The sequence below is a fragment of the Caldicellulosiruptor bescii DSM 6725 genome (genome assembly GCF_000022325.1).
GTDB lineage: Bacteria > Bacillota > Thermoanaerobacteria > Caldicellulosiruptorales > Caldicellulosiruptoraceae > Caldicellulosiruptor > Caldicellulosiruptor bescii.
On sequence record NC_012034.1, the window covers coordinates 2,167,453 to 2,192,381 of the forward strand.

Sequence of the window (24,929 nt, forward strand, 5' to 3'; positions counted from 1 at the left end):
AAGCTGGTTTTTTCCAGCTAAAAGCCGCAAATTTTTCTTAGCTCTTTACAGCACCAATTGTCATCCCATGAATAAAATATCTTTGAACAAAAGGATAAACGAACAATATTGGCATAGTTACAATTATGGTCATTGCCATTCTGAGAGAATGAGGAGTTACTTTCATTGTTCTGTTTGGGTCAAGGTTACTGTAGTAATCTACCTGAGATGAAGCTGCTGCATTTGATAAAATCTTTTGAAGTTCATATTGCAGGGTTGTAAGCTTTGGTTCACTTGAGCAATAAAGGTATGTATCAAACCATGAGTTCCAATGTCCCACAGCAATAAACAAGCTTATAGTTGCAATTACAGGTGCACAAAGTGGCAATATTATCTTCCAGAATATCAAAAAATCATTAGCACCGTCTATCATTGCAGACTCTTCAACATCGGAAGGAATACCCTCCATATAAGATTTTATGACAATCACATTAAACGGACTTATAAGCCCCGGCAGAATGTAAACAAGGAAATTGTTCATAAGTCCAAGACCTCGCATGAGCATATATTCAGGTATAAGTCCCCCACCAATGTACATAGTAATAATAAACATTATCGAAACAGGTTTTCTTGCAATAAAATCTTTTCGATTTATAACATAGGCAACCATAGCTGACGAAAGTACTCCTAATGCTGTTCCAACCACTGTTCTTAATACAGTTATAAATACAGCCCATGGAATTTGAGGATAATTTAAAGTCTCTATGTAATTTACTAATGTAAATTTTCTGGGAAAGATAGTTATCCCACCTTTTATTGCATCGTAAGGGTCATTTAATGATACAGCAAGGACATGCAAAAATGGGTACAAAGTTATAATTGCCAAAATTATCATTATTGTGTAGTTAAAAACTTCAAATACTATATCACCTGCTGTCTTCTTTCCCATTTCAAAAGATCCTCCTCAAAAAATCTTTAAACTCTGTCACATCATCCTATAGCCAGTTGTCTTTTTGGAAAGCCAGTTTGCAAAAACCAAAAGTGTAAGGCTTACTACTGATTTGAAAACACCTGCAGCTGTGCCAAAAGAATATCTACCTGTGCCAATTCCATACGAAAGAATGTAAAGGTCAATGACATCCGCAACTTCTCTTGTTGCTGCTGTTCTTAAAAGAAACTGTCTTTCAAAACCTATATTGATTATATTTCCTATGCTTAAAATAAGAAGAACAATAACGGTTGGCATTATTCCGGGAAGGGTAATATTTATCATTTTTCTGAATCTTCCTGCACCATCAACAGTTGCAGCTTCGTAAAGTTCAGGATTTATTGAAGTTATCGCTGCTAAATAAATTATCGTGTTCCAACCAAGTTCTTTCCAAATGTCAGAAAATGTAACTATCCACCAAAAATAACGTGGTTCTGCCATAAACATAATCGGGTAATTTGTCAAATGGAGTTTTTGCAAGACTTGATTTATAACACCGCTTGGGGACAAAATCTCACTTACCAAACTTGCAACAACAACCCACGAAACAAAGTGGGGAAGATATGAAATTGTTTGGACAGTCCTCTTAAATGCCATATTCTTTATTTCATTTAGAAGTAAAGCTAACATTATTGGCAGCGGAAAGCCAAATACTAATCCCATAAAGCTCATTATCAGTGTATTTCGCATAGCCTTATAAAAATCAGGATCCTGGAACATCTCAGCAAACCATCTTATACCTACCCACTCTTGTTGCCAAATTGGTTTTCCAGGTCTGTAATCTTGAAATGCCATTATCCATCCCCAAAGGGGTATGTATCTAAATATTATTAACCAAACAATAAATGGAAATATCATTAAGATTAGATATCTTTGTTTCCACAATGTTTTGGTCAATTTTGATTTATTCATTATAAACCTCCACGGTATTTTTTTTTGAGCTTGATTTTCAATGATAATTTTAAAGTCAAAATTATAAAATTTATACCCTAATATTTTGACATGTTATACCCTATACTTTTGTCCATGTTTTTTAAAAAATAAAAAGCCCATTAATCGGGCTTATAGATAAATTTAATAAATTCTTTTATTTTCTTTTTAAACTTTCTTTATAGCTCTTAGGCGAACATCCAACATACTTTTTAAATTTTAAACAAAAGTAGTCCATATCTTCATATCCAACCTTTTTGGCAACTTCTGAAACTTTCTTCCCATTTTCTAATAGCTCTTTTGCTTTCTCAATTCTGACTTTTTCGATAAAAGATGAAAAGTTCTCACCAAATGTTTTTTTGAAAAGTTTACTAAAATAGGATGAATTGTAGCCAAATATTTCTGCCAATGTTTCAAGCTTTAAGTCAATAAAATAATTTCTTTTTATAAACTCTTCAACCTGAACTTTGAAATTGTCTGAATGAAGTTTTTTTATTTGTTCTGCAATTAAAGTAAAATAATACTTTATAAGTCCTTTTAACTCAGTTAAAGTCTTCTGGGTAAATAAGTTTTTAAAAATTTCTTGTGTAAGATACTTTTCGACAATTTGTTTGTATTCTTGATTCTGAGAAAGTTTATACAAAACATCAACAAAGAAATTGTAAAAACTGCTTTTTGCTTCATCTTCAGATGCATTTTTCTTTATCAAGTTATCTGCCTTATTTTCCAATATATTGTTAATCCTTTCAAAATTCTCAAACTCAATTGCTACTGCTAATGCATAAGCATTCTCCTTATCATCAAACTCTTTCTCAGTTTTATCATATCGAAAAATAGCTTCTTTTATAAAGATTAAACCTTTGTAGCCCAATAAAAATCTCTTTTTTAAAAGTTCATTGGCTTCTTCAAACGATTTTTTAATATTTCTATAGTCTTCTACTTCACTTCCAATTGAAATAATAATCTGACCGTCCGTATATTTCATGAGCATATCCTTTAAAATATTAATGCTTCTACTATTGAAGGGATACCAAAAGTCTTTGAAAAGTATGCAGATATTGTTGTTTATAATTGTCGAAAAACCGCAAGAGTTTTTATTCAAAAACAAATCCACCTTTTCTTTTAATTGCAAGACTGTTTGATTTATCTCACAAGAATTCCTATTTTCATTTAGCAGCTGAATTATGGCAACCTGATACTTTTTCCAGGGAAGTTGAAGTTCAAAGAATTTATTCATATACTCTATCTCCGTATCTTTCAAAGTACCCAATACTAATTTTTCAACTACTTTTTCCCTTGTGAGTTTCTTAGCAGCTGAAAATGCCCGGTTTATTTTAAATTCTTCCTCCAGTTTTTCCCTGATTGCCATAAGTTTCTCTTCAAGAAGTTGTTTGTCAATAGGTTTTAGAAGATAACTCTCCACTCCAAGTTCCACAGCTTTTCGGGCATATTCAAACTCAGAGTAACCTGAAAGAATAATAATTTTTGTTGAAATATTTTTTTCTCTCAATCTTTGGATTAACAAAAGCCCATCAATTCCAGGTATACGTATGTCAATAAGAGCAACATCAGGATTTAGTTCAAGCAATTTGGAAAAACCATCTACTCCATCATATGCAACTGCAACTATTTCAAACCCAAGCGCATGCCAGTCCAATATCTTTTTAAGTCCTTCAATTATTATCGGCTCATCATCAATTAGAACCACCTTAAACAAATTCTATTCACCACCCTTGCTTGGAACAGTTATTTCAACCACTGTTCCACTTCCATACTCACTCTTGATTAAAAACTCAAATTCATTACCATAAAACAATTTCAATCTTGTGTATACATTTCTAAGACCTACATGAGCATCTTTTTGGTCTGACTTGAGTAAGGTTATTAAGTTATCACATTCCTCTTTTTTCATTCCGATTCCATTATCCTCAACTCTAATAACAATTTTTTCATCTCTTTTGAAAATTCTGATACTAATATAACCCTTTCCAACTTTCGGTTCGATTCCGTGTTTTATTGAATTCTCTACAAGAGGCTGAATTATAAAAGGTAGTATCTTTTGATTGAAAAGGTCTTCATCTATCTGAATATCAAAATCTATCCTATCACCAAACCTGAATTTTTGAATCTCCAAAAACTGTTGAACAAATTCAATTTCCTCTTTTAGTGAAATCAGCTCTGAACTTACTGTTATGCTTTTTCTTAATAAGTTACTTAGAAGATATACAATGTGCGAAATTTCCTCTTGCCCACTACAAAATGCTTTCATCCTAATAGCCTCAAGAGTATTGAATATAAAGTGGGGATTTATTTGGCTGCAGAGCATCTCAAACTGAATCTCTCGTTGTTTGGTGATCATTTGCTGCTTTTGAATCTCGGCTAAATAAACCTGTTCAATAAGATTTTTGATATTTTTTGCCATTTCTTTGACATTTTCTGCAAGCTGTCCGATTTCGTCTTTCCCCAAAATCTCTATGCTGGTATCAAGTTTTCCGTGAGAAATTTGATTTACCTTTTCGTTTAATATAGTTAGTCTATCAGTAATTAACTTTGAAAAAAGAAGCATCAGAAATAACGAAATTAATAAATTTACTGTAATCACCACAAAAGCAAAAAATGAAACCTTATTTGGTACTTTAAAAATCTCCTTCTTAGAGAAGAAAGAAATAACCTTTAGATAATTCCCTCCCGTCTCATTTGGTGCAATAGTTCCAACAAGAGCCATAAGATTTCTCTGATTTATTTTCACATTTTCTATTAATCTATCGCCATCCTCAAAAGCTTTGATATCTATTGTTTTACCAATCAAACTTTCATCTTTTGCTGCAACTACAGTTCCTTTATCTGTAACAACAATTGTATTTTCATTTTGAGAAAGAATCTCATCAATTTTCTCTTTTTTTATGTAAATTACCATCACTCCGACTTTTTCGCCATAAGAATTTTTAAGTAACCTCACCAAACTAAAATAATACTGAGGTCTGAATGGGCTGTTGTCAAATATAAGCTCCCATAATATTTTACCGTCCTCTTTTAAAGCGTGGATAAACCATCTTTGTTTCTTAATATAGTTATCTACCTTTACAAATTCCCCAGTGTCAAGTAATGTTGGATTGAAAGTATAGACTTTTATGAGATGAATATTCTTATTATAAATAGAAAGCAAGTTCGAAAACTCTTTATACGATGTATAATCTTCATATAATTTTGAAACATCACTGTATTCAGTAGAAAGGATGTCTAAAAGCTTTTTGTCAAGATAAAGCTTATTTGAAATATCTACAGCATTTTGCAAAACATCTAAAAGGTTTTTCTTCACGTCCTGAACATTTCTTTTTGTATTGTTTATAGCATTTTCCAGTGCTATAGCATGAAGATTTAAAAAAAGAATAATCCCCAAAACAATTTGGGGAATAAAAGCTGATATGATAAATGCTAATATGAACTTCTTACGCATTTTAAGGTTTGTCAGCCATATTTTCATTTTTTCACCACATGGGAGTTAACTATACTTTTATTTTAACTTAAATATTTTTACATAAGCAATAAAAAATTAAATCACTTTTAACACAGCTGTGTCAGAATATACATTTATCTTACTACCATTACTGTCGACCTTTACACTTGCTCCAGATATAACTTCTATCCTTAGAGAATCAAAATATAGACTCCATGTTTTTTTTGAATCTCTTATATTTGTGACATAAATAACATCTCCGTGTCTTCTCACTTCAATTTCAATTTCTGCCTTACCTTCTACATTTCTTATCTGAGATTTCAATGTCTCCCCACTATCAATATGATAAATATTCATCGCCACATTATCAGCATAATCATAATCGGGCTTTGTGTCTACACTTCCCATTGGGATTACAGTATTTGGCCTTGCTAAAAGTGGAAGGCTAAAATAGCCGTGCTTTTCTTTTCTCCACTTGCCACCCTCAACTTTTTCACCTGTCAGGATATTTGTCCAAATCCCTTCTGGCACATAATACTCAACATATCCATCTTCTGAAAAGATTGGTGCAACCAAAAGACTGTCTCCAAGCATATATTGCCTGTCAAGATAAAGACAAGCAGGATCGTCCGGAAACTCTAAGACCATTGGCCTCAAGACTGGAATCCCTCTTTCTGTTGCCTCTACAGCCGCTGAAAAGATGTATGGCATAAGTTTACATTTTAATTTTGTAAAGAACCTAAGTACGTCAACCGCCTCTTCGTCATAAAGCCATGGAACTTTATAGGCAGAATTTCCATGAAGTCTGCTGTGAGAAGATAAAAGTCCAAATGCTACCCATCTCTTGTAAAGATCTGGTGTTGCTGTACTCTCAAACCCCCCTATGTCATGACTCCAAAAACCAAACCCGCAAAGTGAAAGTGAAAGGCCACCCCTGAGTGTCTCTGCCATGGACTCATATGAAGCTAAACAGTCTCCGCCCCAGTGCACAGGAAATTTCTGGCTTCCTACTGTCGCTGACCTTGCAAAAACAACTGCATTTCCCTTGCCAAACGTTTCTTGAAGCGTCTCATATACTGTCTTGTTGTAAAGATAGGTGTAGTAATTGTGCATCTTTTGAGGGTCTGAACCATCAAAATAAACAACATCTGTTGGAATTCTTTCACCAAAATCTGTCTTAAAACAGTCAACTCCCATTTTAATTAGCTCTTTGAGCTTTTCTGAATACCACCTGCACGCCTCAGGGTTTGTAAAATCAACAATTGCCATACCAGGCTGCCAATCATCTGTCTGCCATACATCACCATTTGGCTTTTTCAAAAAATACCCTTTTTCTTTGCCTTCGTCAAACAGTTTAGAAAGCTGAGATATATAGGGATTTATCCAAACACATATTTTTACTCCCTTTTCTTTTAGACGCTTTAGCATCTGTGATGGTTCAAGAAAAACCCTTCTGTCCCACTCAAAATCAACCCAGTGCATATCTTTCATCCAGAAACAGTCAAAATGAAACACATGAAGTGGAATATCCCTTTCAATCATTCCATCTATAAAGTTTGTAACAGTCTTTTCATCATAGCTTGTTGTAAAAGAGGTTGTAAGCCAAAGTCCAAAAGACCATGCTGGAGGAAGCTGTGGCCGACCTGTGAGTTTTGTGTAATTTTCTAAAACATTTTTCATGTTGCTACCGCCAATTATGAAATATTCCAAATATTCACCTTCCACAGAAAACTGAACTCTCTCGACATTCTCTGTGGCTACTTCAAATGACACTCGTCCTGGGTCATTTACAAAAACACCATATCCACGGTTTGTAATGTAAAAAGGAATGTTTTTGTATGCAAGATCAGAGTTCGTACCACCATCTTCGTTCCACATATCAATCATTTGTCCGTTTTTAACAAAAGGAGTAAACCTCTCGCCCAACCCGTAAACACACTCTCCAACACTCAAAGAAAGCTGTTCCCTCATGTAAGTAGTATTATCAGGCATGATTGCGTAACCAAGATATTTATAACCATTTCTTGTTAGATATTTATCTTCGTAGTAATATGCTACTTTCCATTCACCTTTTCTATTAATAACAGCTTTTAGCTTTCCACTTGTTATTACTATACTCTCCGAAAAAACTTCTATCAAAGGGCAATATCCTTCTTCTTTATAAAATTCAAAATATGGCTTTTTATCTTTTTGACCCTTGTAGTGCCAAATTTGCACTCTTATAACATCTTCAAAAGGTGAAGAAAAACGTATAGTGAAAACAGGACCTTGTAAGGTTTGTCCTCTGTTTGTAATAAATTGAGCTGGCGCAATAATTGTGGTTGAGTCTTTCGAAATTTCGTAATCATATATATGGGCTGGATGATATAATCTTATTCCATCTTTTACACGCCAAAAACCGTCTGTAAATTTCATTTTGTTAATTCCCCCTACTTGTTTTTAACCAATTGTTTATTCGTAGAAATTTTAAAGAGGTCTAAAACACTCAAATTTATTATATAAAACCTCCTTCCTTACTTCTCATACGTTTTTGCAAAAAAGTATAAAAACTTTGCTATAATCAATACAAAAATCAAATTTTTCAATACTCAGAAAACTAATCTAATAAAAATGATTGCTTCTATAAAAGAAATGTAACTGCCGATATGAAGAGCGAAATGAAAATTATATCAACACAATATATTTTTCTTGTATCTGAATGGAGTAACACCCACATACTCTTTAAACACTTTTATAAAATAGCTCACATTATTAAAGCCCACTTCAAAGGCAATTTCAGAAATACTCATGTTTGTGTTTTTGATAAGCTCTATTGCTTTTTCAACCCTGAACTTGTTTATGTAATCAACAGGTGTGAGATGGGTAATCTCCTTAAAAAGACGACAAAAATAGAATTTGCTCAGGTTTGTAAGCTTTGCAAGCAAGTCAATATTGAGATCAGATGAATAGTTAGAATTGATATAATCAAGTGCGGATTTTATCTTTTCAAGTCTCAAATCAAGCTCTCTGACTGTACTATCGGCTGTTATATATCCCTTATTAAAAAGATGATAAAATATAACAAACAAGTAACCTTTTACCAAAAGTTCATAACCTTTTGGCTTTTCTTTCCACACTGTTATTATGCTCGAAATTAGTTCTCCGACATAATGGTCCTCAAAACTATTTTGAACAAGCAGTTTCCTTTCTAAAATAGATTGCAAATATTTGCTTTTGCATATATCCGGACCTTCGGAAAAGAGCATGCTTAAGCTAAATACAATTGCATAAGGCTCGGGATTATCCTCTGCTTTTCCACCGTGAATTGAACCACTGTTGACAAATAAAAACTGTTTTGGACCCAAAAAATACTCTTTGCCATCAACTCTAAAACTTGCTGTTCCTTTTTCAAGATATACTATTTCAAATTCATCATGCCAGTGAGGTAGAAGAGTATTGTTTTCGTGAACAAATATTTTTTCATATACATTTATAGGAAACACCGCACTGCCATGTTGAACCTTTTCTTTGAGCCTCAACCTTTCATCCATTGTGATTTCCTCACTTTATTGTATGTTTTCAATAAAAACAATAGGGTAATATCAAATAAATTTTACCACAACCACAACAAAATAAAAAGCTGCCGCAATCCAAAACTTGCGGCAGCTTTTTATCTAAGCTTTTTATCTATTAATAATATTTTACTTTTTCATCTTCATAACCTCTTTTGCTTTACTTACTATCTCATCAGCAGTGAGTTTATAATATTTCAAAACATCTTCAGGCTTACCTGATCTTCCAAACTCATCATTTACACCAACCATTTTTACTGGTACAGGATAGTTTTGAATTAAAACCTCAGAAACAGCACTTCCAAAACCACCTAAGATATTGTGCTCTTCTGCTGTAACAATACAGCCAGTGACTTTTGCAACATCTAAAATTAAATCAATGTCAATTGGTTTTATGCACGGCATGTCAACAAGATATACTGAAAATCCCTCATCCTGCAGCATTTTTGCAGCCTTTATTGCTTCATGAACCATTAACCCTGTTGCTAAAATTCCAACATCTGTCCCTTTTTGAAGAACAATGCCTTTGCCAAGCTCAAGTTTTAGTTCACCTTTCTTGTAAATTTCCTCAACCCCAAGTCTTCCCAAGCGAATATAAACAGGTCCTTCATGCTCGATTGCAAGTCTTACACACTCATAAGTGGATGCGGCATCAGAAGGAGAAAGCACAACCATCCCAGGGATTACTCTCATCAATGCTATATCTTCAAGCATCTGATGAGATGCACCATCTTCACCTATGGACACACCAGCATGTGATGCTCCAATCTTGACATTTAGATGTGGATAACCTATTGAGTTTCTCACCTGGTCATAAGCTCTTCCAGCGGCAAAGATTGCAAATGTGCTTGCAAACGGAATCTTGCCACATGTTGCAAGTCCTGCTGCTGTTGCCATAAGGTCCTGTTCTGCAATTCCTATATTGAAAAACCTTTCAGGAAATTTCTTTTTGAAAATCTCTGTCCTTGTTGATTTTGAAAGGTCAGCATCAAGTACAACAATGTCTTTGTATACTTCACCAAACTCAGCCAATGCCTGACCATATGCTTCTCTTGTCGCTATCTTTGCCATCTTATCCTTGCACCTCCAAACTTTCTAGCTGCTTTTGTAGCTCCTCTAAAGCTTTTTGTGCCTGCTCTTTATTTGGTGCTGTTCCATGCCAGCCAGCTTCATTTTCCATAAATGATACGCCTTTGCCCTTCACTGTTTCAGCAATTATGATTGTTGGCTTTTCTTTTATTGTTTTTGCCTCATTTACAGCTTTTTCAATCTGGTTAAAATCATGCCCATCAATTTTTATAACATGCCAGCCAAATGCCTTAAACTTCTCATCAACAGGCTCGGGTGACATAACCTCTGTGATTTTTCCATCTATCTGAAGCCCATTGTGGTCTAAAAAGGCTGTCAGATTGTCAAGCTTGTAATGTGCAGCAGTCATCGCAGCTTCCCAAATTTGACCTTCTTGAATCTCACCATCACCAAGCAAAACATAAACTCTGTAGTTTTTCCCATCCAGCTTTGCAGCCAATGCCATACCATTTGCAACAGAAAGCCCTTGACCTAATGACCCTGTTGACATCTCAACACCAGGTATCTTTTTCATGTCAGGATGGCCTTGGAGATTTGAATATATCTGTCTAAAACCTGTAAGCTCATCTTTGCTGATGAAACCCTTTTCAGCCAAAACTGCGTATAAAAGTGGCGATGCATGTCCTTTAGAAAGAACAAACCTGTCTCTGTTAGGGTCCTTTGGATTTTTAGGATCAATGTTCATTTCAACAAAGTAAAGATATGTCAAAATTTCAACACCAGAAAGTGAACCGCCAGGGTGACCAGAGCCTGCAGATGCAGTTTGAATAATTATGCTCTTTCTTATCTCAGTTGCTATTTTTTTAAGTTCAAGTTCTTTTGCTCTATCCATTGTCTTTCTTAAACCTCCTTTGCAAAAATACAATATTTGGTTTGGACTTTCCCTTTAAAATGATTTTTTCAAACTATCTTTTTCCTTTATATTATATCATATTGACATTATATCATATTGATCATTTTTAACTCAAACAGAAAAACCTTCACCTAAGACTTCACGAACATCTGTCAGAATTACAAATGCACGCTTATCCACACTTTTTACAAGGTTTTTCACACGACTAACTTCATGTCTTTTTACAACGCACAGCAGAACATTTTTCTCTGTTTTTGTCCACATGCCAATGCCATGAAGACCTGTCACACCTCTGTCAAGCTCTTTTAAAATCTTTTCAGCAATTATGTCAGATTTATCTGATATTATTATAAGCGCCTTTGCAAAGTTAACACCTTCAAGTATTGCATCAATCAGTTTTGAACATGCAAAGAGAGTTAAAATTGCCCAAAGTCCAAGTTCATAGCTTTTAAACACAACCGATGCAAGTACAATAACAGCTACATCAAGCCCTAAAAGAATCTGACCAACAGAAATAAACGAAATATATTTGTGAATAATCTTTGCCAACATCTCTGTGCCACCAGTTGTTGCACCAAAAAGTAAAACAATGGCAAGACCTATCCCCATTAGCGCTCCACCAAACACCGACGCCAAAAGCTTATCATATGTAATGCATGGCACAAATGTTGTAGTGTCTGTGAGCACTGAAAGTATTACTGTCCCATAAATGCTTTTTACACCAAAGTCCACGCCAATTGTTTTAACACCAAGAATAAAGGCAGGAATATTTAATGCAAGCATGGTCATACCAACAGGAAGCTTGTAGTGAGAAACATAATACACAACTGTTGCAATACCCGAAAAACCACCAGCTGCAATCTTATTTGGAACAAGAAAAAGATTTAACGACAGTGCAACCAAAAGCGAACCAAAAGTTATTGCAATATATTCATATAGAACTCTGAAAATTTTTTTTAGCATTTATCTTCCCCCAAATATTCTGTTTTTCAAAACAACAAATACAAATTTAGGAAGTGCAAGCATCCTTTTGAACCTCCATGGCTGGGTTATCAGTCTATAAAACCATTCAAGTCCAAGTCTTTGGAACATTTTGGGTGCTCTTTTTACCTCACCTGACAAAACATCAAGGCTGCCACCAACACCCATAATAAGCTTACATTTGAGTTTCTTTTTATTTTTGTAAATCCATTCTTCCTGTTTTTTCATGCCCATTGCAACAAACAAAACATCTGCTTTTGAGGAATTTATAATCTCCACAACCGTGTTATTCTCTTCTTCACTAAAATATCCATGATAAATCCCACAAATTTCTAAATTTTTAAACTGTTTTAAAAGATTTTCTTTCGCTTTTTCAGCAATCCCTGGTTTTGCACCAAGTAAGAATACTCTTGCTCTTTTTTTCTCAAGCTCTGGCATCAAAGACATCATCAGGTCAAAACCTGTGACCCTTTCATACAGTTTTTCTCCAAAATATTTAGATGCCCAAACAACCCCAATTCCGTCAGGTACATTTAAATCACTCGAATTCAAAATTTTTTTAAATTTCTCGTCCCTTTGAGATAGCATTATCATCTCTACATTGGGTGTAAATACTACTTTGGGTGAAGATGAAGATAAAAAGTCAATACATTTTTTCTTTGCCTTATTAAAATTAATACAATCAATTCTCACACCCAAAATATTAATGTTTTTTCTTTTTCTAGTTGTTGATAAAGCCTCTTTTAAAATCTCAAAAGACTTTTCCGCTCTTTGAATCATATTGATTGTTATCTGTTCAATTTTCTTTTGAATTTTTGACTCATTGAGCATATACTGGATATTTAAAAGAACATTGTTTACATCAAAACTATCAACATATCCCGCCGGTTTTAAACCATACATTTTAAGAAAACTGTCAATTTTGGGATCGTACGATATTCCAACAAACCTCTTGTTCATTTTAGATGCAAATATGAGACTATGAAGACGCATACCAACTATTAGGTCGAAACATCTAAAAATACCTAAAAGTTCATGAGGCTGAAAACTCTCAGAAAGAATATATGGTTTATTCTTCATTTTTGAAATGATCTCATTTATCTTTATTATGTCCCACTTACCCTGAAAAGGAATAAAAACTACATTATATCCTTCATTTTCTATAAGAATGTCCGCAATCTGTGCAATTTTGTCGGTCATATCCTTTTCCTTTTTCCATTTCCTTACTACTATTCCTATCGTCTTTTTGCTCAAATCTATGTTATAAGTTTGCAATAATTTTTCTACTCTTTTTTCACAGCAAGGATTCAGTAAAAATGCAGGGTCTGCTGACAAGTCTATTTTGTTTTTAAGCTTCAGTCTGTGTAAAAGGTCAAAAGAATCGTAGTCTCTCACTGTAATATAATCAGCAAGTTTGATTATATGCTTGAAAATCAAAATATTATACCACTTTTTTATTGGTCCTATCCCTTGAGAAAAAATAAACACCTTCTTGCCAAATAGCTTGGCAAGAAAAATTTGAAAGAGGTAATAATAAAGACTTCTGTTGCTTGTCTCATTTTGAAAAAGACTTCCTCCACCGGAAATAAATATATCACATCTTTTTATGGTTTTTACAACTTCCCAAATCTTTTTTCTATTGACAGAGTCTACACTGTAAATCTTGCTTGTCAGTTGTGGTCTTGATGAAAGAACAACAACATTTAAATCTTCATTTTCTTGTCTTTCATATTCTCTCAGCCTATCTATCAAAACCCTTAGTATGGCTTCATCACCAGTATTCAATTGTCCATAATATCCTGATATTACAATATTCTTCATTCTTTTTTCTCACCCAAATTTATTATTTTGAATAAACTCAAGTTTTATTGCAGAAAATAAACCTTGAAAGTTGCAAATTAAAATCAAAATGGAGGTATTGAAAATGCCAGACAGAATCACATGCAATGTATCAGACTGCATGTACTGGGATAACAAAAGATGCACCGCTCCATCTATCGAAGTCTCTGTAGATGGCGGCGGGTCTTCTGCTCAGGGAACAAAAGAAAAAACAAATTGCCACACTTACCAGCTCAGAAGATAGTGCCTATCTTTTTACTTCACTTCCATAAGGACAGACCCTCATGCATATGCCGCACACCTGACCACGACCGATGAATTTAAACTTTTCCTTCATGTAACTGCTGCATGCATGGGGGTCTATCATCTCGTTTCTCTTAATACCTAAATACCATGTCCTTCCGTAGATTGCCTGTGCAGGACAGCTCACAACACAAAGATTACAATCTCCACATTTTGGCTTAATAATATTATTTCTAATTCCATTTTCTGGTTTATATGTTGTTAAAATTGTACCCAGTCGCACGCGTGGTCCAAATCTTTCATGAACAAAGAGGTTACTCTTGCCAATAAACCCCATGCCAGACAGTACCGCTCCTATCTTGTGTGACAGCACACCTGAAAACCCATTGTCCTTACCGTGGACACTTTGTGATGCAGCAACGCTCATGGCAAAATATCCTTCTGATTCTAAAAACAGCACACCTTTTAAAGTCAAAAGGTCAATGAGGTTGTTTACAGTTTTGTAGTGATGATAGTATGTAAACGTCGGTGAGTCTATAATCTCGTTGACAATAGCATCTGAAAGCTTTATAACCACTGTTATACATGTTTTAAATATCTTTAGCTCTTCTGGAAGGTATGGATTTATAAAAGAAAACCCTACATCACTTGCACCCTCGGAAATTAACATCTTTTTGAGCTCTTCTAAAAGCATTTTCCAATCAACTCTCTTTATTAGCTAAAATATAAAATTCAAGACTTCCTCTATATTTGACATACCAAAGACTTCAATCATACCATCATTTTGGATCGCTTCCATATTTCTTTTTGGAATTATTGCTCTTTTAAATCCCAGCTTTTTTGCTTCATTCAATCTTTTTTCTATATTAGACACAGCTCTAATCTCGCCTGTCAAACCCACTTCACCTATTAATACAGTATCTCCAATGGGAACCCCTTTATAACTTGAAGCTATGGCACATACAATAGCAAGGTCTGCTGAGGGCTCTGAAACCTTAAATCCACCTGCTACATTTACATATATATCCTGAACATTTAACGCAAATCCCATCTTCTTTTCAAGCACAGCACAGAGCATCACGCATCTGTTATAATCAATTCCAGTCACTGTCCTTCTTGGCGTGCCAAAAGATGTTGGAGTTACAAGTGCCTGTATCTCTAAAAGAATAGACCTTGTTCCTTCTATTGCTGAGTAAATAGCAACACCCTCAACATTGTAGGAGCTTTCCAAAAAAATGCTTGAAGGATTTTTTACCTCAACAAGTCCACCGTCTGTCATCTCAAAAATTCCAAGCTGGTTTGTAGGACCAAATCTATTTTTGTAAGCTCTGATTACTCTATAAGTGTTAAACCTCTCTCCTTCAAAATACAAAACACAGTCAACCATGTGTTCCAAAACCCTTGGTCCTGCAATAAGACCATCTTTTGTGACATGCCCCACAATTACAGCTGTTATTTTATACGTCTTTGCAATTTTCAAAAGCTGCATTGTCACATCTCTGACCTGGGTTACACTTCCAGGTGCTGACTGGTTTTCTGGTATATACATGGTTTGTATAGAATCAATTATAACAAACTCTGGTTTTGTTTCCAAGATAATATTTTTTATCAAATCAAAATTGGTTTCACACACAACATCAAAATTCCCATCTATATTGAGCCTTTGAGCCCTAAGTTTTAGCTGATTTGCTCCTTCCTCGCCTGATACATATAAAACCTTCATTCTTTCGCTTAATATATTTGCAACCTGCAAAAGCAAAGTTGACTTTCCAATCCCCGGCTCACCACCAAGCAAAATGAGCTCTCCCTTTACAAATCCGCCACCAAGGACATTGTCCAGCTCTTCTATGCCAGATAAAAATCTTTCTTCTTTTGTGCTGACATTAGAAAGTTTTAATACTGCTGAATTCTCTTTTGTAATAGAGATAGTTTCTTTTTTGTTTTGGTCCATTCTTTCAAGCACAAAGGTATCCCAGCTTGAACAGTTTGGACATCTTCCAAGCCATTTTGAGGTTCTAAAGCCGCACTCCTGGCAAACATAAATGCTTTTTGTTTTCATTTTAGTTTCTCCTTAAAATCATTTCAAATCCACATGATATATTTTTATCACATTTTCACCCTTTTATAAAGAGTTATGATATAATCTAATCGATAGGTACTTAAGTTGAGGAGGTCTGTTTTTCAAAAATGAAAGTTTTGCACCTTATAAGCGGTGGTGATACAGGGGGAGCAAAGACACATATAATAAACCTGTGTTCAAAACTAAAAGATCTTGTCAGTCTTAAAATTATATGTTTCATGTACGGGCAATTCTATGAAGAGGTAAAAAATGCTGGAATTGATATAGATGTTATTCAACAATCCTCTCGATTTGACTTGAGTGTGGCTGACAGAATTGCGCATATCGTTAAAGCTGAAGATTATGATATAATTCACTGTCATGGTGCAAGAGCAAATTTTATTGGAATGTTTTTAAAACGAAAAATCAAAAACAAGCCATTTATCACAACAGTACATAGCGACTTTGATTTAGATTTTCAGGACGTTTTTTATAAAAGAGTAGTGTTTTCATTTCTTAATAAACTTTCTTTAAAAAGATTTGACTATTTTATTTCTGTGGGATCTGCATTGATTGACAAAATAAAAGGACTTGGGGTGAAAGAAAATAGAATTTTTCTTTTGTACAATGGTTTTGACTTTTCAAAAGAGATACATTATGTGCAAAAGGATGAATTTTTATCAAAGTTTTTTGATAGAAAAGTATTTGACTCCAAAATAGTTATAGGAAACTTGAGCAGGTTATACAAGGTAAAAGGTTTAGATGTATTTATAAAAGCCGCCAATATAATAGCTAAAAAATATCCTGAGGTCATTTTTTTAATCGGCGGAAGTGGTCCTCAAAAGGAATTTTTAAAGCAAATGATAAGTGAATACAATTTAAATGACAGGGTATTTCTACTTGGCAGTATAAAAAATCCATATGACTTTTTTAATAGCATAGATATAAATGTCATAAGTTCATACTCTGAAACTTTCCCATATTCAATCTTAGAAGCAACAGCACTTGAAAAGTGTTGTATATCAAGCAAAGTGGGTTCAGTGCCAGACTTGATTGAAGATGGTAAAAATGGTTTTTTATTTGACGCTGGAGATTATAAAGGGCTTGCTCAAAAGATAGAAATTCTTTTGCAAAATAAAGACCTTATCAAAGAATTTGGACAGCTTCTTTCTAAAAAAGCAAAAGAAAAGTTTTCTGCAGAAAATATGGCAAGGATGCAATTTGAGATTTATAAAAGCATACTTTCGAAAAAATAAAAGGGCTACTTGCTTTAAAAGTCTTATTTTTAAACTTCTTAGCAAGATAGCCCTTTTGATTTTTAAATCTAAAATAACTCTACAGCTTTACGTTTCTTTCCTTGCTACTAATCCTTATAACTTCACTTACCTCTGATACAAAAATCTTCCCATCCCCTGGATTTCCTGTTGAACAGCAGTCCAAAATAATGTCGATCACCTTTTCAAACTTCTCATCACTCACAACAATCATTACCAGAACCTTAGGAAGAAGATCCACGGTATAGCTTCCAGCTCTCCACTGCAAGGTGATACCGCGCTGTATGCCTCTTCCTTTAACTCTCATAACTGTCATTCCGTATATGCCCTCTTTTTCAAGGCACTCCTTGAGGTCGTTGAGCTTTTCTTCTCTTATGATAGCTTCTATTTTTTTCATCTCAAAACACCCCCAAAATTAAATTCCGCTGTAAGCCTCTTCGCCATGCTGAGATATGTCAAGACCAACAGTCTCCTCTTCATATGTCACAGCCAAACCTATGCTTTTGTCAAGCAATTTTGAAATTATTATGGTCATAATAAACGAAAATGCCCAAACAATTAACACCGAGATAAGCTGAACAAAAAACAGCTTGTAGTTACCAAATAAGAGCCCATCGTTTCCTGCCGGATTTACAGCCTTGCTTGCAAATATTCCTGTTGCAAGCGCCCCCCAAGTTCCACCCATTCCGTGGCAAGCCCAAACATCTAAAGTCTCATCAAGTTCTAATCTTTCTCTGAGTCTAATACAGTAAAATGATATTATGGAAGCAACTGCAGCAATCACAATTGCTGAAAGGGAGTTTACATAACCTGATGCAGGTGTTATTGCAACAAGCCCAACAACTGCACCTGTTGCAATTCCAATTGCGCTTGGTTTTTTGTAAAGCCAGCTTATAATCATCCAGGAAATTGCAGCAGAGGCTGCCGCAACATTTGTGACAACAAATGCGTTGACACCAATCTCGTTTGCAGCAAGGCTGCTACCTCCATTGAACCCGAACCATCCAAACCAAAGTAAAAACGCACCAACAAGTGTTAAAGGAATATTATTTGGCTCCATCTGAACTTTGCCAAAGTCCTTTCTTTTTCTTAGCACAAGGGAAAGCGCCAGAGCTGAGCTACCTGCAGTGATATGCACAACAGTACCTCCTGCAAAGTCTAAAGCTCCTAAGTTTTTGAGCCATCCACCTTTTGCCCACACCCAATGCGCAACTGGATTGTAAACAAATATTGACCATAGCAATGTAAAAAGTATATAACTGCTAAATTTTATTCTCTCAACATAAGCACCTACAATAAGTGCAGGAGTAATTGCTGCAAACATCATCTGAAATGCCATAAACAAAAGGTGTGGAATGCTACCCGCATAGTCAGGGTTTGGCTTATAACCTACATTTTTTAGTCCTGCCCAATCTAAAGTGCCTATAAAACCAAATTTATCAGGTCCAAAAGCCATGCTATAACCGATCAAAACCCATTCAATGCTGATAAGGCCCAGAGTCAGTGCTGACATGGTAATTGTAGAAAGAAGGTTTTTTCTTCTGACCATACCACCATAAAAAAGACCTACTGCTGGTGTCATCAGCATAACCAAAGCAGTTGAAATTAAAACCCATACAATGTCTGCATAGTTCATCCAAAACACCCCCAAATTTTATTTTGAAAGTCTATATCCGCCTAAAATGCAAAATGGGGACATACCTTTTTTGGTATGCCCCCATTGGCAATTACGATTTTATTATATTCTTTTGAGTGTAAATTGTCAATAGGTGAAAGAGAAAAAGTTCTAAATTGCAAAAATAAAAGCCCCTTGGAAAAAGGAGCTGCAAAAATTCTTTTATCTTTTCGAGAACTGGGGTGCTCTTCTTGCTTTCTTGAGACCGTATTTCTTTCTCTCCACCATACGCGGGTCTCTTGTAAGAAATCCTGCTTTTTTCAAAACCGGTCTTAAAGTTGGGTCAGCAAGCACAAGCGCTCTTGCAATTCCATGTCTTACTGCACCCGCTTGACCAGAAAGACCGCCGCCTTTAACCTTTGCAATTACATCATATTTACCGAGAGTTTCAGTAAGTGTCAATGGCTGCTTTACAATAATTCTCAATGTCTCAAGAGGAAAATACTCTTCCATGTTCTTATCGTTCACAATAATTTTGCCATTTCCAGGTGAAAGCCAAACCTTAGCAACAGAAGTTTTCCTTCTACCAGTTGCATAGTATTTTATCTGTGCCACTTTCATATCCTCCCCTAACTAAAACTAAATTTCCAGCACTTCTGGCTTTTGCGCTGCATGTGGATGATTTGGTCCTCTGTAAACTTTGAGCTTTCTCATAAACCTATCTCTCAGCCTATTTTTAGGAAGCATTCCGCGCACCGCAATCTCAATTGCCTTCTCCGGATGCTTTTCAAGAAGTCTGCGATATGGTATGAACTTAAGTCCCCCAGGATACTTTGTGTGATATCTGTATCCATCCTTATCAAGCTTTTTTCCCGTTAAAACAACCTTTTCAGCGTTTATAACAATCACATAGTCACCTGTGTCAACATTAGGTGTAAACTGGGGTTTATGCTTCCCTCTCAAAATCACAGCAATTTTTGCTGCAAGTCTTCCAAGCGGCTTTCCTGTTGCATCAATAACATACCACTTCTTTGGAACCTCGTTTGGTTTTGCAAGGTATGTCTTCATCGCTTTCTTCTTCACTCCTTCTGAAATTTTGTTTTCTGAAAATCTATATTATCAACTCATACTCGGGGCCTCATTTTAAAACATTAAATATTCTAATACATTATATTGTCAATGTCAATTGCTTGGACAAGTATTTTTAAAATAGACTCAAGAGTATCTTCAATCTAAAAATACAAAGCATCTGACAAGAATTTTGGTAAAATATAAATGTAAACTCTGCATTAAAGAGAGGGGGAAATCTTATTGAAATATTTGGTTGCACCGGATAAATATAAAGGGTCATTTGACGCTTTAGTCGCATCTGAGATAATAAAAGAAGCTATTGTTGAGGTTGACAAAAGCGCAGAAGTTTTTCAGCTTCCGCTTGCCGACGGTGGAGAAGGAACCTTGACAGCTCTATCTAAAATTTTTGGTGCCAAAATAGAAGAGGTTGAGGTAAATGACCCTCTTTTTAGGAAGATCAAAAGCAGAATAGGATTTTTTGAAGACAAAGCAATCATTGAAATAGCAGAATGTTCAGGTCTTCTTATTTTAAAAGATGAAGAAAGAAATCCTCTTTACACAACAACATATGGTGTTGGTGAGCTCATCAAATACGCAATTTCAAAGAAAGTTAAAGAAATCCTCATAGGCATTGGCGGCTCTTCAACAAATGATGCAGGCACAGGAATGCTAAATGCACTTGGAATGAAATTTTTAGATGAAAATGGAGAGGAATTAAAACCAATCGGAGAAAACCTGATAAAAATAAAAAAGATAGATGATTCAGAATTTTTAAAAGATGTTCGCAAAGTAAAATTTACAGTTCTGTGCGATGTTACAAATCCATTATACGGAGAAAACGGTGCAGCGTATGTGTTTGCACCTCAAAAAGGGGCAGATGAAAATGCTGTAAAGCTTCTTGATATGGGACTTAGAAATTTTGCAAATGTCGCTAAAGAGTATCTTGGAAAAGACATGTCGCTATCCAGCGGAGCTGGTGCTGCAGGAGGCTTGGGATTTGCACTTTTGGCTTTTTTGAACGCTCAGTATGTATCGGGAATAGATTATATACTAAGCGCTTCGAACGCTGAAGAACACGTTAAATGGGCAGACATTATAATCACTGGTGAAGGAAGATTTGACAGGCAAAGCTTATCTGGAAAATCTACAATTGGAATTGCAAGACTTGGAGTTAAACTTGGCAAGATGGTAATTGTTATTTCAGGGTCTATTGATTGTCCTTTTGAAGAGTACACAAAAGAAGGAATAACCTCAATTTTCTCTATTGTTGATATGGCATCATCGCTTGACAGATGTCTCAAAGAAGCACCACGGCTTTTGAAAGAAACTACAAAGAGCATTGTGAATTTGATTTTAAGGGCAAAAAATTTTTAAGGAACATATAAAATCACATCAGGGCTATTCCGTCTTTTTTCGGAATAGCCCTGAAAAAGGAAAGTTTTTACTTTATGCAAAAACAATGTGGATATCCTGTGCTATAGCATTTTTCTGGCAATTTGATGACCAAAGCGTTTTCTAACTGTTCAAATTCAAGCTCACCTTCAAACCCTAAAAGTTTTATCTTTTTCACAAAAATACCACTTGATAGTCCCAAACTTTTGATGATTGCTCTGTTATCTTCTGGATACTTCATTTGAAAGGCAAAAATTTTTCCATCTTTTTGTGTAAATCTAAAATCCTCTTGCGTCCACTCAAGTTTTTTCTCCTGAAAAGCTCCACCTTGAGCTTTTGTCAGACCTTCTCCATATCTTATCCATGGACGTGTTGCATATATACCTTCTCCGTTTACTTTCATCCATTTTGCAATCTCATCAAGAATATAAAGACATTCATCATCCAACGTGCCATCTGGTTTTTGCGGAATGTTTAAAAGAAGGTTTCCACCTTTGCTGACAATATCAATAAGCATTTCAATTACCTGTTGCGGGGTTTTATATACAGCTCTTACATCATAAAACCAGCCACCTACACATGTATCTGTCTGCCATGGATGAGATAGAATATCTTCGGCTGATCCACGTTCAATGTCCAAAACACCAATTTTATAGACTTCTGGATTTGTGTCTTTTTGAGTGTACACTGCTTGATTTATACCACCGTGATTTTTGGCACTTGTATTGTAAAGATGCGCAACAATACTCAACCCAGTCTCACCAAATGGAACACCACCATCTGAATACAAAAAGTCTGGTTCATACTGGTCGATCAAATCTTTTATTCTTAAAAACCATTTCATATGCCACTGTGGGTTTGGCGAGTACCAATTGACAATCTTTCCATACTGTTTTTCTAGCTCATACTCGTCCCTATTTGGGTGATAAAAATCCTCATAGGCAGGGTCATTTCCATCATATGGAACATCCTTATATGGTCCTTTTGTGTCATGTCCTTTACTTGGTGCAAACCACGAAAAGCTTGCACCCAAGTGTTCTGATACACCAAATGGAAGTCCTCTTTCTCTTGCAGCTCTGCACCACATTCCAACAATATCTTTCTTAGGACCCATATTTACTGCATTCCACCTATGGTATCGGGAATTCCAGTTATCAAAGTTATCGTGGTGAACAGCCTGAGCAATAAAATATTTTGCACCTGCTTTTATATACAGATCAATTAATTCCTCTGGGTTAAACCTTTCAGCCTTCCACATTTGAACAATGTCTTTGTAACCAACCTTTGAAGGATGCCCATACTTTCGCCAATGGTAGTAATACTGTGGTTCTCCTTCTCTGTAGATATTTCTTGCATACCAGTCCCCATACATTGGTACAGACTGTGGTCCCCAGTGCGCCCAAATACCAAACTTGGCATCTAAAAACCACTGAGGACATTTGAATTGTCTTAAAGATTCCCAAGTTGCTTCAAAGGGACCTTTTTGGATAGTTTTAAAATACTCATCCATTTAAAGAGAGACCTCCTTGTACAAAAATTATTTTTTATAAAGTGGGCCAAAATTTTTACATGCTCTAAAATCAGCACCTTCTAAGTCTTCTGTTCCAAACGCACTCCAAGCGCTTGGCCTGAAGATCCTCTCTTCTTCAACATTGTGCATACAAACTGGAATCCTTAGCATCGACGCAAGTGTAATAAATAAATCTCCTACATGCCCATATGTTATTGCACAGTGATTTGCTCCCCAGTTTTCCATCACAGAATATACACTCTTAAATGCTCCCTTGCCAGTTAGTTTTGGTACAAACCATGTAGTGGGCCATGTTGGGTCTGTTCTTCTGTCAAGTATTTCATGAACATTTGCAGAAAGTTCTACTGTCCAGCCTTCTGCAATTTGAAGGACTGGCCCTAAACCTTTAACAATATTTAATCTTGAGATTGTAACAGGCATGCCGCCTCTTGTTACAAACTTAGTCGAAAATCCACCGCCTCTAAAATATCCCAAATTGGCATAACAAAATCTTGTTGCATCTAAGCATTTTTTAACTTCTTGCTCGGTAATTTCCCAGAAAGGCTTTATAGCAGGCTTGCCGTCAATCTCTTGCTGACCTGTTCCATCCAATGCTGCAGAACCAGAATTTATAAGATGAATAACCCCATTTTGAGCAAGTCCTTCTGGTTTCCATCCGGTTACTCTGTAAATAGCATCCGGACTCCAATATGTTCTAACATCTGCAAAAATCTGAGCTGTATTTGTAAGTAAATGCCCAAATAACATACATACACCGTTTAAGCTGTCATTTTCAGTTGCAAGTATGTAAGGCTGTCTAAGTCCATTCCAGTCAAATGAGGAGTTAAGAATTGTTTCCATAAAGTCACCGTTTGGGAAATGATCTGTCCAATGCCGCTGTCCTTGAAATCCTGCTAAAATTGCATTATGTCCAAGTGCTTCTTCGGGATAACCTAATGCTTCAAGCTTTTTGTTACTAATCATTAAATCTCTTGTTATTATAGCCATCTTGACTACAAATTCCCATACCTCATCCTTCTTTTTTCTGTCAACTCTTTTCTCTGGTGGATTAGGATCTTCTCCTTCCTTACAATTATTCCTCACCCACTGTATTGCCCTTTCAAATTCTTCTTGGTCGTATATCTTTTCTTCTATTCGCCTTATTATCTCTGACATGTCAACATACTCAACTCTCATCCCAAGATAGTCCTCAAAAAAGTCAGGATCAACAATCGAACCTGCAATTCCCATCGATACACTTCCAATTGAAAGATAAGACTTATTTTTCATTATAGAAACTGCCAAAGCACTTTTTACAAACTTTAAAATCTTTTCTTGAACATCTTGAGGAATTGAAAAGTCGTCTCTGTCTTGAACATCTTTGCCATAGATTTTAAAAACAGGAATTCCCTTTTGATTGTGAGCAGCAGACACTGCAGCAAGATATACAGCACCTGGTCTTTCTGTACCATTAAATCCCCATACAGCTTTTGGAATATCCAATGTCATATCCATAGTCTCTGTTCCATAACACCAGCAAGGTGTCACTGTTATGGAAACTCCTACTCCTTCTTTTTTGAAAAGTTCATCTGCCATTCTTGCCTCTACAACAGCACCAATACACATTTGAGGTAATACACACTTTACTTTTTCGCCATTTGGAAGATACACATTGTTTTCAATAAACTCAGCAACAGCTTTTGCTAATCTCTTTGTCTGCTCTTCAAGAGATTCTCTAACACCACCATATCTCCCATCTATAGTTGGTCTTATACCCACCTTGGGGTAATCTTCAACAAATCTTTTTTCACCTATAAAAACATTCAATCTTTCATTTAACATTTTTGCTATTTCTCCTTTCTTTCAATTTTTGAGATGCAAAACTACATTGGTGAAATGGAATGAAAGATTGTGAAACGTTTAGCTTTTGTTTTGCAAAAATAATTATAATATCATTTATTCTGTTTTTAGTATACACTCTTTTTTTAAAAACTTGTCAAATTATTTGCCTAATTTTTTGCTATAAACTTTTATATAATTGTCAGTTAGTCACAATCGTGTATCATATTTTTCTATTTACTATAAAAGTGGAAAGGTA

The 24,929-nt window shown here is 35.3% G+C and carries 21 protein-coding genes; 3 read left to right on the forward strand and 18 right to left on the reverse strand.

Annotated features, from left to right (window positions below; all coding sequences use genetic code 11):
• Nucleotides 1-37: 37 nt before the first annotated feature.
• The 10 genes from ATHE_RS10315 to csaB all read right to left on the reverse strand — a co-directional run bounded on the left by ATHE_RS10315 (nt 38) and on the right by csaB (nt 13,649).
• Nucleotides 38-928 carry a carbohydrate ABC transporter permease gene (locus ATHE_RS10315; protein WP_015908409.1) on the reverse strand — a complete coding sequence of 297 codons (891 nt, stop codon included), beginning with the start codon at nt 926-928 and terminating at the stop codon, nt 38-40.
• A 36-nt stretch (nt 929-964) separates the two neighbouring features.
• Nucleotides 965-1,879: an ABC transporter permease gene (locus tag ATHE_RS10320; RefSeq protein ID WP_015908410.1), complete on the reverse strand. Its 915-nt coding sequence runs from the start codon at nt 1,877-1,879 to the stop codon at nt 965-967.
• 175 nt (nt 1,880-2,054) lie between these two features.
• Nucleotides 2,055-3,605 carry a response regulator transcription factor gene (locus ATHE_RS10325; RefSeq protein WP_231503439.1) on the reverse strand — a complete coding sequence of 517 codons (1,551 nt, stop codon included), beginning with the start codon at nt 3,603-3,605 and terminating at the stop codon, nt 2,055-2,057.
• 12 nt (nt 3,606-3,617) lie between these two features.
• Nucleotides 3,618-5,381, reverse strand: a complete 1,764-nt coding sequence (locus ATHE_RS10330; RefSeq protein WP_015908412.1) for a cache domain-containing sensor histidine kinase — start codon at nt 5,379-5,381, stop codon at nt 3,618-3,620.
• Nucleotides 5,382-5,450: 69 nt separating this feature from the next.
• Nucleotides 5,451-7,769, reverse strand: coding sequence for an alpha-xylosidase (yicI, locus tag ATHE_RS10335; RefSeq protein ID WP_015908413.1), 2,319 nt, complete (start codon nt 7,767-7,769; stop codon nt 5,451-5,453).
• Nucleotides 7,770-8,023: 254 nt separating this feature from the next.
• The gene (locus ATHE_RS10340) at nt 8,024-8,884 is read right to left on the reverse strand and encodes an AraC family transcriptional regulator (RefSeq protein ID WP_015908414.1); all 861 of its coding nucleotides are present in this window, start codon (nt 8,882-8,884) and stop codon (nt 8,024-8,026) included.
• A gap of 150 nt (nt 8,885-9,034) precedes the next feature.
• Nucleotides 9,035-9,976 (reverse strand): transketolase family protein, encoded by a 942-nt coding sequence (locus ATHE_RS10345; protein WP_015908415.1) that lies wholly within the window; start codon nt 9,974-9,976, stop codon nt 9,035-9,037.
• Between the two features lies 1 nt (nt 9,977).
• Nucleotides 9,978-10,826: a transketolase gene (locus ATHE_RS10350; RefSeq protein WP_015908416.1), complete on the reverse strand. Its 849-nt coding sequence runs from the start codon at nt 10,824-10,826 to the stop codon at nt 9,978-9,980.
• A gap of 132 nt (nt 10,827-10,958) precedes the next feature.
• Complete coding sequence (locus ATHE_RS10355) at nt 10,959-11,810, reverse strand: YitT family protein (RefSeq protein WP_015908417.1); 852 nt, start codon at nt 11,808-11,810, stop codon at nt 10,959-10,961.
• On the reverse strand, nt 11,811-13,649 hold the full coding sequence (csaB, locus tag ATHE_RS10360) for a polysaccharide pyruvyl transferase CsaB (RefSeq protein ID WP_015908418.1): 1,839 nt from the start codon (nt 13,647-13,649) through the stop codon (nt 11,811-11,813).
• 103 nt (nt 13,650-13,752) lie between these two features.
• On the opposite strand from csaB, the gene ATHE_RS14340 reads away from it, so the two are divergent.
• Nucleotides 13,753-13,911, forward strand: coding sequence for a DUF1540 domain-containing protein (locus ATHE_RS14340; RefSeq protein WP_013429637.1), 159 nt, complete (start codon nt 13,753-13,755; stop codon nt 13,909-13,911).
• 3 nt (nt 13,912-13,914) lie between these two features.
• On the opposite strand, the gene ATHE_RS10365 is transcribed toward ATHE_RS14340, so the two are convergent.
• Entirely contained in the window at nt 13,915-14,604 is a 690-nt protein-coding gene (locus ATHE_RS10365) for a 4Fe-4S double cluster binding domain-containing protein (RefSeq protein ID WP_015908419.1), read from the reverse strand.
• 24 nt (nt 14,605-14,628) lie between these two features.
• Nucleotides 14,629-15,969, reverse strand: a complete 1,341-nt coding sequence (gene radA / locus ATHE_RS10370; RefSeq protein WP_015908420.1) for a DNA repair protein RadA — start codon at nt 15,967-15,969, stop codon at nt 14,629-14,631.
• A 128-nt stretch (nt 15,970-16,097) separates the two neighbouring features.
• Here radA and ATHE_RS10375 point away from each other — a divergent pair, with 128 nt between their 5' ends.
• Nucleotides 16,098-17,225, forward strand: a complete 1,128-nt coding sequence (locus ATHE_RS10375) for a glycosyltransferase (RefSeq protein ID WP_015908421.1) — start codon at nt 16,098-16,100, stop codon at nt 17,223-17,225.
• A 79-nt stretch (nt 17,226-17,304) separates the two neighbouring features.
• On the opposite strand, the gene ATHE_RS10380 is transcribed toward ATHE_RS10375, so the two are convergent.
• The 4 genes from ATHE_RS10380 to rplM form a co-directional block, all read right to left on the reverse strand.
• On the reverse strand, nt 17,305-17,640 hold the full coding sequence (locus tag ATHE_RS10380; RefSeq protein WP_015908422.1) for a P-II family nitrogen regulator: 336 nt from the start codon (nt 17,638-17,640) through the stop codon (nt 17,305-17,307).
• Between the two features lie 18 nt (nt 17,641-17,658).
• Entirely contained in the window at nt 17,659-18,879 is a 1,221-nt protein-coding gene (locus ATHE_RS10385) for an ammonium transporter (protein WP_015908423.1), read from the reverse strand.
• A 201-nt stretch (nt 18,880-19,080) separates the two neighbouring features.
• A complete protein-coding gene (gene rpsI / locus ATHE_RS10390; RefSeq protein WP_015908424.1) occupies nt 19,081-19,473 on the reverse strand; it encodes a 30S ribosomal protein S9 in 393 nt (130 codons plus the stop codon).
• A gap of 24 nt (nt 19,474-19,497) precedes the next feature.
• A complete protein-coding gene (gene rplM, locus ATHE_RS10395) occupies nt 19,498-19,926 on the reverse strand; it encodes a 50S ribosomal protein L13 (RefSeq protein ID WP_013291114.1) in 429 nt (142 codons plus the stop codon).
• 243 nt (nt 19,927-20,169) lie between these two features.
• On the opposite strand from rplM, the gene ATHE_RS10400 reads away from it, so the two are divergent.
• On the forward strand, nt 20,170-21,303 hold the full coding sequence (locus ATHE_RS10400; RefSeq protein ID WP_015908425.1) for a glycerate kinase: 1,134 nt from the start codon (nt 20,170-20,172) through the stop codon (nt 21,301-21,303).
• 67 nt (nt 21,304-21,370) lie between these two features.
• Here ATHE_RS10400 and ATHE_RS10405 read toward each other — a convergent pair whose 3' ends face one another.
• Both ATHE_RS10405 and ATHE_RS10410 read right to left on the reverse strand, forming a co-directional pair.
• Nucleotides 21,371-22,831, reverse strand: coding sequence for an alpha-L-fucosidase (locus ATHE_RS10405; protein WP_015908426.1), 1,461 nt, complete (start codon nt 22,829-22,831; stop codon nt 21,371-21,373).
• A 27-nt stretch (nt 22,832-22,858) separates the two neighbouring features.
• Entirely contained in the window at nt 22,859-24,673 is a 1,815-nt protein-coding gene (locus ATHE_RS10410) for an L-fucose isomerase (protein WP_015908427.1), read from the reverse strand.
• Between the last annotated feature and the right edge of the window lie 256 nt (nt 24,674-24,929).

Excerpts from the sequence above, each read along its gene's own strand:
- ATHE_RS10385 (WP_015908423.1), bottom strand. The coding sequence starts at position 18,879 with ATGAACTATGCAGACATTGTATGGGTTTTAATTTCAACTGCTTTGGTT.
- ATHE_RS10320 (WP_015908410.1), bottom strand. The coding sequence starts at position 1,879 with ATGAATAAATCAAAATTGACCAAAACATTGTGGAAACAAAGATATCTA.
- ATHE_RS10380 (WP_015908422.1), bottom strand. The coding sequence starts at position 17,640 with ATGAAAAAAATAGAAGCTATCATAAGAGAAGAAAAGCTCAACGACCTC.
- ATHE_RS10330 (WP_015908412.1), bottom strand. The coding sequence starts at position 5,381 with ATGAAAATATGGCTGACAAACCTTAAAATGCGTAAGAAGTTCATATTA.
- yicI (WP_015908413.1), bottom strand. The coding sequence starts at position 7,769 with ATGAAATTTACAGACGGTTTTTGGCGTGTAAAAGATGGAATAAGATTA.
- ATHE_RS10340 (WP_015908414.1), bottom strand. The coding sequence starts at position 8,884 with ATGGATGAAAGGTTGAGGCTCAAAGAAAAGGTTCAACATGGCAGTGCG.
- ATHE_RS14340 (WP_013429637.1), top strand. The coding sequence starts at position 13,753 with ATGCCAGACAGAATCACATGCAATGTATCAGACTGCATGTACTGGGAT.
- ATHE_RS10350 (WP_015908416.1), bottom strand. The coding sequence starts at position 10,826 with ATGGATAGAGCAAAAGAACTTGAACTTAAAAAAATAGCAACTGAGATA.
- ATHE_RS10355 (WP_015908417.1), bottom strand. The coding sequence starts at position 11,810 with ATGCTAAAAAAAATTTTCAGAGTTCTATATGAATATATTGCAATAACT.
- rplM (WP_013291114.1), bottom strand. The coding sequence starts at position 19,926 with ATGAAGACATACCTTGCAAAACCAAACGAGGTTCCAAAGAAGTGGTAT.
- ATHE_RS10315 (WP_015908409.1), bottom strand. The coding sequence starts at position 928 with ATGGGAAAGAAGACAGCAGGTGATATAGTATTTGAAGTTTTTAACTAC.
- ATHE_RS10405 (WP_015908426.1), bottom strand. The coding sequence starts at position 22,831 with ATGGATGAGTATTTTAAAACTATCCAAAAAGGTCCCTTTGAAGCAACT.
- radA (WP_015908420.1), bottom strand. The coding sequence starts at position 15,969 with ATGAAAACAAAAAGCATTTATGTTTGCCAGGAGTGCGGCTTTAGAACC.
- ATHE_RS10410 (WP_015908427.1), bottom strand. The coding sequence starts at position 24,673 with ATGTTAAATGAAAGATTGAATGTTTTTATAGGTGAAAAAAGATTTGTT.
- ATHE_RS10375 (WP_015908421.1), top strand. The coding sequence starts at position 16,098 with ATGAAAGTTTTGCACCTTATAAGCGGTGGTGATACAGGGGGAGCAAAG.
- ATHE_RS10365 (WP_015908419.1), bottom strand. The coding sequence starts at position 14,604 with ATGCTTTTAGAAGAGCTCAAAAAGATGTTAATTTCCGAGGGTGCAAGT.
- ATHE_RS10345 (WP_015908415.1), bottom strand. The coding sequence starts at position 9,976 with ATGGCAAAGATAGCGACAAGAGAAGCATATGGTCAGGCATTGGCTGAG.
- csaB (WP_015908418.1), bottom strand. The coding sequence starts at position 13,649 with ATGAAGAATATTGTAATATCAGGATATTATGGACAATTGAATACTGGT.